Origin of the sequence: Pseudomonas sp. GM84 (genome assembly GCF_000282535.1) — a bacterium.
GTDB lineage: Bacteria > Pseudomonadota > Gammaproteobacteria > Pseudomonadales > Pseudomonadaceae > Aquipseudomonas.
Genome location: NZ_AKJC01000356.1, coordinates 1 through 8249 on the forward strand (window position 1 = coordinate 1; position 8249 = coordinate 8249).

Here is an 8249-nt window from a genome sequence, read left to right on the forward strand (position 1 = left end):
AGCCGGCTCCCACAGGGAATCCACATTTCTTGAATTCAGTGGGGTACCTGTGGGAGCCGGCTTGCCGGCGATAAGGCCCGCTCAGGCAGCGAAGCCTTCAATCCCTGCGATAAGGCAACATCCCCCACGCCTCCTCGGCATACCCCCTCACCCCTTCCCGCTCCTGGCGCAGAAAGTCCTCCACCGCCCGCCGCAGCCCCGGGTGCAGCAAGTAATGCCACGACCGCGTCAGCACCGGCTCGAACCCGCGAATCAGCTTGTGCTCCCCCTGCGCCCCGGCATCGAAGCGCTGCAGCCCTTCGGCAATCGCAAAGTCCATACCCTGGTAGAAACAGGTTTCGAAGTGCAGCCGGTCGAACTCATCCAGGCAGCCCCAGTAACGTCCGAACAAACTGTCTCCACCCACCAGGCTCAAGGCCATGGCCACATCGCGCCCGCCCTGCCTGGCCAACACCACCCGTATCGCCTCAGGCATGCGCTCGGCCAGCAGGCTGAAGAACTCACGGGTCAGGTACGGCGAACGCCTGCGCACGGCATAGGTGTTGGCATAGCACAGATAGATGAAATCCCATTGGGCCTCATCCAGTTCATCGCCACGGAACCAGCGAAAGTCGATGCCGTGCCCGGCCACCTGCTCACGCTCCTTGCGCATCTGCTTGCGCTTGCGTGAGCTCAGGCTGTCGAGAAAGTCCTGGAAGTCGCGGTAGCCGCGGTTGCGCCAGTGGAACTGGCAGCCCAGGCGCTCCATCCAGCCTGGCAAGCCGGCCATCTGACCGTCGAGGCTGGCGTCGGTGAAGTTGATGTGCGCACTGGAGAGTCCGCCCTTGCTCAGGTACTCCGGCAAAGCCTGCAGCAGCAGCAAGCCATCGGCAGGGTCCGTGGCCAGCAAGCGTGGGCCGCTGACCGGGCTGAAGGGCACCGCCCCCAGCAGTTTGGGGTAGTAGGCGATACCGGCACGCTCGCAAGCATCGGCCCAACCGTGGTCGAACACATACTCGCCATACGAGTGCCACTTGCGGTAGGCCGGCAGCAACGCCCGAACCTGCCCGTCACGCTCCAGTACCAGGTGTTCGGCGGCCCAGCCGCCAGCGGGGGCCACACTGCCGCTGTCTTCCATCGCACTGAGAAAGGCATGGCGCAGGAAGGGTTGGCCGTCGGGCACCAGGGCGTCCCAGGTCGCCGTGGGCAGGTCGCGCAGATGGGCAAGGCTGTAGAGGCTGGTCACGGTGTCGACTCTTGGCTGAACGCCCTCAGTATTGCGGAAGGACCCTTTAATACTCAATTACTTAACCGCAGTGCCACTAATTAGACATTATTCTGTCATTCGCCCTCGCAATACTTGCGCCTGTTTTCCGGAACCCCAGAACCTGTCTATTCAGGCCCTTTCCGAAGACATGCCAACCTGGGGGCGGCGCTGAGCCTCCCCAATATTTTTCAGTAGGGAGAACCTTATGCGTCTTGTTTCTACACTTACCGGAGCGAGCCTCACCGGCATGATGCTGGCTCTTAGTACTCCGGCCAGTGCTGCTGTCGACGCCAAGCTGCTCGAAATGCTCCGCGCCAATGGCTCGATCAACCAGGCGCAGTACAACGAACTGCAGGGCGACCTGGCAAAAGAAACCAAGGAAAAGGCCGACCAGAAAGCTCAGTCCGAACGCATGAGCTCTTTCGAACAGAAAGTGGCATGGGCCGCCAAGACCCAGATCAAGGGTGATGTGCGCCTGCGCTACGAAGACGTCAACGTCGACAACCCGAACTCGCGCAGCGGCAACCAGGACCGTGAACGCGTCCGTGCCCGCGTTGGCTTCTACAGCGAAATCAACCCACAGGTCGACGCTGGCGTGCGCGTGGCCACCGGCAGCAGCGCCGATGCCCGCTCGACCAACCAGAGCCTGGACAACTACTTCGAGAAGAAGTCGCTGTGGCTCGACCTGGCCTACCTCGACTGGCACCCCACTGCCCTGCCGAACCTGCACCTGATCGGCGGCAAGATGCTCCAGCCGTGGGTGAGCATGGGCGACATCATCTGGGACAGCGACATCAACCCCGAGGGCGTGGCCGTCACCTACAAGACCAACCTCGGCCCGGCCGAAGTGTTCGGCAGTGCCGGCCACTACAACCTGAAGGACAACGTCGACGGCGACGGTGTGCAGTACAAGCATGACGCACAGCTGTACCACGGCCAGCTGGGCACCAAGTTCAATGTTGCCGATACCGTCAAGATGACCGTCGGCGGCAGCCTTTATGCCTATGACAACGACGAAGAATCGGCCGCCCTGCGCTCGCTGGGCAACACCACCGACCAGTTCAACCTGGTGGAAGGCTTCGGCCAGGTGGACTTCACCGGCTTCGCCATCCCGTTGTCGGCCTATGGCCAGTACGTCAAGAACACCCAGAGTACCGATGGCAAGGACATCGGCTGGTTGGCAGGCCTGAAGAGCAAGCTGGGCGCCTGGAGCCTGGACTACAACTACCGCGACGTGCAGCGTAACGCTGTGGTCAGCCTGTTCACCGATTCCGACTTCGGTAACGGCTTCACAGGTTCGCGAGGCCACAAGTTCAAGGTTGGCTACGAGATCGACAAGAACTTCGCCCTTGGCGCGACCTACCTGATGGCCAAGACCGATTACTCCAACCTGCCGAACAGCGATGCTGACGTAGATACGCTGCAGGTCGACTTGGAAGCCAAGTTCTAAGCTTCAGCTCCCCTGTGTTACGCAGGCGGGAAGCACCGACCCCATCCGGTGCTTCCCGCCTTTTTTTGTCTGCCAGAAATGCGTCGGCCTCTTCGCGGGGCAAGCCCGCTCCCACAGGTACGCCACTGTTTCTGAATTCAGCAGTGAAACTGTGGGAGCGGGCTTGTCCCGCGAAGAGGCCGGAACAGACAGCTTGAAAATCAGCGCTTGCGCAGAATCACACTACCAATCGAATACCCCGCGCCAAACGAGCTCAATACGCCCAGCGCGCCCTTGGCCAGATCATCCTGGTACAAGTGGAAAGCAATCACCGACCCCGCCGAACTGGTGTTGGCATAACGGTCGAGAATCACCGGTGCGTCTTCCTCGGCCACTTCACGCCCCAGCAGCTTCTTCACGATCAGGTGGTTCATGCTCAGGTTGGCCTGGTGCAACCAGAAGCGGTTGACGTCGGACGGTTGCAGGTCGTTCTCGCCCAGGTGCTTGCCGATCAGTTCGGCGACCATCGGGCAGACTTCCTTGAACACCTTGCGGCCTTCCTGCACGAACAGCTTGTCGCGCGCGCCAATGCCCTCTTCCGCCGTGCGGTTGAGGAAACCGAAGTTGTTGCGGATGTTGTTGGAAAACGCCGTCAGCAACTTGGTGCCGACGATGTCGAACTGGTGTGCCGAGGTAGCCAGGTCGGCCCGCTCGACCAGCACTGCGGTGGCCGCGTCACCGAAGATGAAGTGGCTGTCGCGGTCGCGGAAGTTCAGGTGCCCGGTGCAGATTTCCGGGCTGACCACCAGCAACGCGCGGGCCTGGCCCAACTGCACGCTGTTGGCGGCAGTCTGGATGCCGAAGGTGGCCGACGAGCAGGCCACGTTCATGTCGAAGGCAAAACCCTCGATGCCCAGTGCCTGTTGCACCTCGATGGCGATAGCCGGGTACGGGCGCTGCAGGTTGGAACAGGCGACGATCACCCCGTCGACATCGGCTGCGGTCCGACCGGCACGCTCCAGCGCCTGGCGGGCTGCGGCCACGCCCATCTCGCACAGGATCGACTGCTGGTCATTGGAGCGCTCCGGCAGGCGGGGCTTCATGCGCTGCGGGTCGAGGATACCGGCCTTGTCCATGACGAAGCGGCTCTTGATGCCCGACGCTTTCTCGATGAAGGCAACATCGGACAGCGGCGCGGCTTCAAGCTCGCCGCGCTCGATGGCCGCAGCGTTGTCGCGGTTGAATTGCTGCGACCAGGCGTTGAAGGACTCCACCAGTTCTTCGTTGGAAATGCTTTGGGCCGGGGTATACAGGCCGGTGCCGCTGATCACGACGTTATGCACGGTGGTTCCTCTGGTCAAAGGCCATCGCCCTGGGCGTTGGCTGGAAAATGGACAGTGGCACTTCAGTACCAATTCCGGGGCAAGGGCGTTGCCCTCGACCGCGGGCAAGCCCGCTCCTACTTAGGAACGCGCTTGCCTGCGACGGGCTGCGAGCAGCAGCAAATTGCATCAATATTGCCACAACTTTGAGTGTTTAGGCTTCCACCTGAGACCACTGTTTGCTGAGGCGCTTGTCGGAAATTGGCACTTTTGTGCCCAACTGTTGCGCGAACAGCGACACCCGATACTCCTCAAGCAACCAGCGGTACAGAGTCAGCTGCTCGTCGCGCTTGCCCTCCTGGGCATGCTTGTCGGCGCGCGCCTTGTACTGCGCCCAAAGGTTGCTCAGCTCACCGCTCCACACCCGGTCCTTCTGCACCTGGCTGCCGAGTTTTTCCAGGCGCAGTTCCACCGCCTTCAGATAACGTGGCAACTCCTTGAACCAGGCATTCGGCGTCTCGCGCACGAAGCCCGGATAGACCAGATTGGCCAGCTGCTGCTTGATATCGTTGAGGGCCACGGCCTGGCTCAGGTCGATCTTGCCCTTGAAGCGCTTCTGCAGGCCATGCCACAGCTTGAGCACCTCCAAGGTCTGCCGCGCCAGGCGCTCGGCATGCTCTGCCCAACTGCCGCGCTTGCGCTCGGCCAACCCGGCCAATGCCGCGCCATCGCGTGGCAGGCTCGCTTCACCTTCGAGGATGCAGGTGTCCAGGCTGGCCAGCAGGATGTCTTCCACCAGCGCCTCGACGCGCCCCAGTTCACGGTACAGCAAGCCCAATTCGGTCAGCCCCGGCAGCTTGCCCCGCAGGAACTTGGCAGGTTCCGCCAACTGCTGCAGCAACAGGCGCTGCAAGGCGCGGCGGTGCTGGAACTCGGCTTCGGCCTGGGTCGAGAATCGACCTTCCCGCACGCTACCGTTCTCTTCCACCAACGCCGGATACACCGTCATCGACAGCCCGGCGATCTTCTGCTGGGCAGTCTGCTTCACCTCGCTGAAGGCCTTGGCCTGCACCGGCTGTTCGGTCTTGTCGTTGCGCGGCACCGCCAACGCTGCCTGGCTGGCGGCGGCAAAGCGCGCGGTCAGCTCGGCCAGGTCGCGGCCCTCGCCGAGGAACTTGCCCTCACCGTCGACCACTTCGATGTTCATCCGCAAATGGCCTTCGACCAGGCTGATGGACTCTGCCCAGGCCTCGTCGGACACGCGGGCGCCGGTCATGCGCAGCAGCTCCTGGCCCAGCGCCTGGGGCAGCGCGCCCTGGCCGAAGGTCATGCGCGCCAGGGCGGCCTTGACGAAGTCCGGCACCGGCACGAAATTCTTGCGCAGGGCCTTGGGCAAGCTGCGCACCAGGGCCACGCACTTGGCCTCCAGCAGGCCCGGCACCAACCACTCCAGGCGCTCGCCCGGCAGGCTCGGCAACAGCGGTGCCGGCACCCGCACGGTGACGCCGTCACGTGGGTGACCGGGCTCGAAGTGATACGTCAGGGGCAGGCGCAGTTCGCCCACCTGCAGGCTGTCGGGGTATTGCGCGGCGGTGACTTCACTGGCCTCACGGGCCAGCACGTCTTCCTCGCGCATGATCAGCAGGTTGGCGTCCTTCTGGCTGCCCATGCGGTACCAGCTGTCGAAGGTCGCGGTCTGGTGGATCTCGGCCGGCAAGCGCGCTTCGTAGAAGCCGTACAGGGTTTCTTCATCGGCCAGGATGTCGCGTCGGCGGGCCTTGGCCTCCAGCTCGTCGAGCGCTTCGAGCAGGCGTTTGTTGGCCGCCAGGCACTTGGCGCGCGACTGGATCTCGCCACCGACCAGGCCCTCGCGGATGAACAACTCACGCGAAGTGACCGGGTCGATCGGGCCGTAATGCACGGGGCGACGGCCGACCAGAATCAGGCCGTACAAGGTGATCTGCTCGTAGGCCACCACCTGCCCGCGCTTTTTCTCCCAGTGCGGCTCGAAGTGGTTCTTCTTCACCAGGTGGCCGGCCAGTGGCTCGATCCAGTCGGGTTCGATCTTGGCCACCATGCGCGCATATAGCTTGGTGGTCTCGACCAGTTCGGCGGCCATCAGCCACTGCGGCCGCTTGCGGCCGATGCCAGACGACGGGTGCACCCAGAAGCGCCGCTGGCGCGCGCCTTGATAGTCGCCTTCTTCGGTCTTTTGGCCGATCTGGCTGAGCAGGCCGCTGAGGATGGCCTTGTGCATCTTCTGGTAGTCGGACGGTTCCTTGTTCACCGTCAGCTGCAGCTCACGGCAGATCAGCGCCAGCTGGCGATGGGCATCGCGCCATTCGCGCAGGCGCAGGTAATTGAGGAAATTCTTGCGGCACCAGTTACGCAGTGGGCTGGCCGTCAGTTCCTGGCGTTGTTCCTCGAAACCACGCCACAGGTTGACCAATGCAGCGAAGTCGGAGTCGACATCCTTCCACTGTGCGTGGGCCTGGTCAGCGGCCTGCTGGCGCTCCGGCGGGCGCTCGCGCGGGTCTTGCACCGACAGCGCACTGGCGACGATCAGCACTTCCTGCAGGCTGCCCTGGCGGGCGCCTTCGAGCAGCATGCGACCCAGCCGCGGGTCGATCGGCAGGCGCGCCAACTGGCGGCCGAGTGGGGTCAACTGGTTCTCGCGGTTGACCGCCGACAGCTCCTGCAGCAGGTTGAAACCATCGCTGATGGCCTTGCCATCCGGCGGCTCGATGAACGGGAATGCGTCGATGTCACCCAGGCGCAAGTGCAGCATCTGCAGGATCACCGCTGCCAGGTTGGTGCGCAGAATTTCAGGGTCGGTGAACGCCGGCCGGCCGTTGAAATCCTCTTCGCTGTACAGGCGGATGCAGATGCCGGGTTCGACCCGGCCGCAACGGCCTTTACGCTGGTTGGCGCTGGCCTGGGACACGGCCTCGATCGGCAGGCGCTGGACCTTGGCGCGGTAGCTGTAGCGGCTGATGCGCGCGGTGCCGGTGTCGATCACGTAGCGGATGCCGGGCACGGTCAGCGAGGTTTCGGCGACGTTGGTCGACAGCACCACGCGGCGCCCGGTGTGCGTCTGGAAGATGCGCTGCTGCTCGGCCGGTGACAGGCGGGCGTACAGCGGCAGGATTTCGGTATGCCGCAGTTGCGCCTTGCGCAGGATCTCGGCGGCATCGCGAATTTCACGCTCGCCCGGCAGGAACACCAGCACATCGCCCGGGCCCTTGCCCTCGCTGCGCTCGTGATGGGCGATCTCGTCGAGGGTGGCGAGGATCGCCTGGTCGACGGTGAGGTCGTCCTCGACCTGGTTGCCCTCTTCGTCCTGCTCGCTGGTCAGCGGGCGATACCAGGTGTCGACCGGGTAGGTACGACCGGACACCTCGATGATCGGCGCGCCATCGAAGTGCTTGGAGAAGCGCTCCAGGTCGATGGTCGCCGAGGTGATGATCAGCTTCAGGTCTGGCCGGCGGTGAAGCAGGGTCTTGAGGTAGCCGAGGAGGAAATCGATGTTCAGGCTGCGCTCGTGCGCTTCGTCGACGATGATCGTGTCGTAGCGCTCGAGGAAGCGGTCATGCTGGGTCTCGGCCAGCAGGATGCCGTCGGTCATCAGCTTGACCAGGGTATTGGCGTCGCTCTGGTCTTCGAAACGTACCTGGTAACCGACCAGCCCGCCGAGCGGCGTGCCCAGTTCTTCGGCCACCCGCGCTGCCACACTGCGCGCGGCGATTCGGCGTGGCTGGGTGTGGGCGATCAGGCCATGACTGCCACGGCCCAGTTCCAGGCAGATCTTGGGCAGCTGGGTGGTCTTGCCCGAGCCGGTTTCACCGGCGATCACCAGGACCTGGTTTTCTGCCAGTGCCTTCTTGATTTCGTCGCGCTTGGCGGCAATCGGCAGGCTGTCGTCGTAGCGAATGTGCGGCACGCTTTGCTGGCGCGCAGTGACCTGGGCGCAGGACGCCTGGACCTTCTCCACCCACTGGGCAAGCTTCGCCTCGTCGGGGCGCTTGCGCAGTTCATGGATCTGCCGACGCAGACGATGACGGTCGGCGATCATGGCGTGGTCGAGGTTTTGCAGCAGTTTGTCGATGGCGTGGTCAGTCATGGGGCTTTTTAGTGATGCAGGTGGGCCTGCTTTTTCATGATCGGCATTCGATGGGTGCGCGATTGTCGCAGATTTGCCGGTTGTTTGCTGTCTGTACCGGCCCTATCGCCGGCAAGCCGGCTCCCACAGGTA

The 8249-nt window shown here is 63.4% G+C and carries 4 protein-coding genes; 1 reads left to right on the forward strand and 3 read right to left on the reverse strand.

The window, feature by feature from the left end; genetic code table 11:
• Nucleotides 1–97: 97 nt before the first annotated feature.
• Complete coding sequence (locus tag PMI38_RS25450) at nucleotides 98–1225, reverse strand: GNAT family N-acetyltransferase (protein WP_008100767.1); 1128 nt, start codon at nucleotides 1223–1225, stop codon at nucleotides 98–100.
• Between the two features lie 226 nt (nucleotides 1226–1451).
• Between PMI38_RS25450 and PMI38_RS25455 the strand changes: the two genes are divergently transcribed.
• Nucleotides 1452–2696 carry a putative porin gene (locus PMI38_RS25455; RefSeq protein WP_008100768.1) on the forward strand — a complete coding sequence of 415 codons (1245 nt, stop codon included), beginning with the start codon at nucleotides 1452–1454 and terminating at the stop codon, nucleotides 2694–2696.
• Between the two features lie 200 nt (nucleotides 2697–2896).
• Here PMI38_RS25455 and PMI38_RS25460 read toward each other — a convergent pair whose 3' ends face one another.
• Complete coding sequence (locus PMI38_RS25460) at nucleotides 2897–4018, reverse strand: beta-ketoacyl-ACP synthase III (RefSeq protein ID WP_008100770.1); 1122 nt, start codon at nucleotides 4016–4018, stop codon at nucleotides 2897–2899.
• Between the two features lie 193 nt (nucleotides 4019–4211).
• Nucleotides 4212–8117, reverse strand: coding sequence for an ATP-dependent RNA helicase HrpA (gene hrpA, locus PMI38_RS25465; protein ID WP_008100773.1), 3906 nt, complete (start codon nucleotides 8115–8117; stop codon nucleotides 4212–4214).
• Between the last annotated feature and the right edge of the window lie 132 nt (nucleotides 8118–8249).

What these genes read in the sequence shown, in the direction of transcription:
- PMI38_RS25455 (WP_008100768.1), top strand. Translation starts at nt 1,452, where the DNA reads ATGCGTCTTGTTTCTACACTTACCGGAGCGAGCCTCACCGGCATGATG.
- hrpA (WP_008100773.1), bottom strand. Translation starts at nt 8,117, where the DNA reads ATGACTGACCACGCCATCGACAAACTGCTGCAAAACCTCGACCACGCC.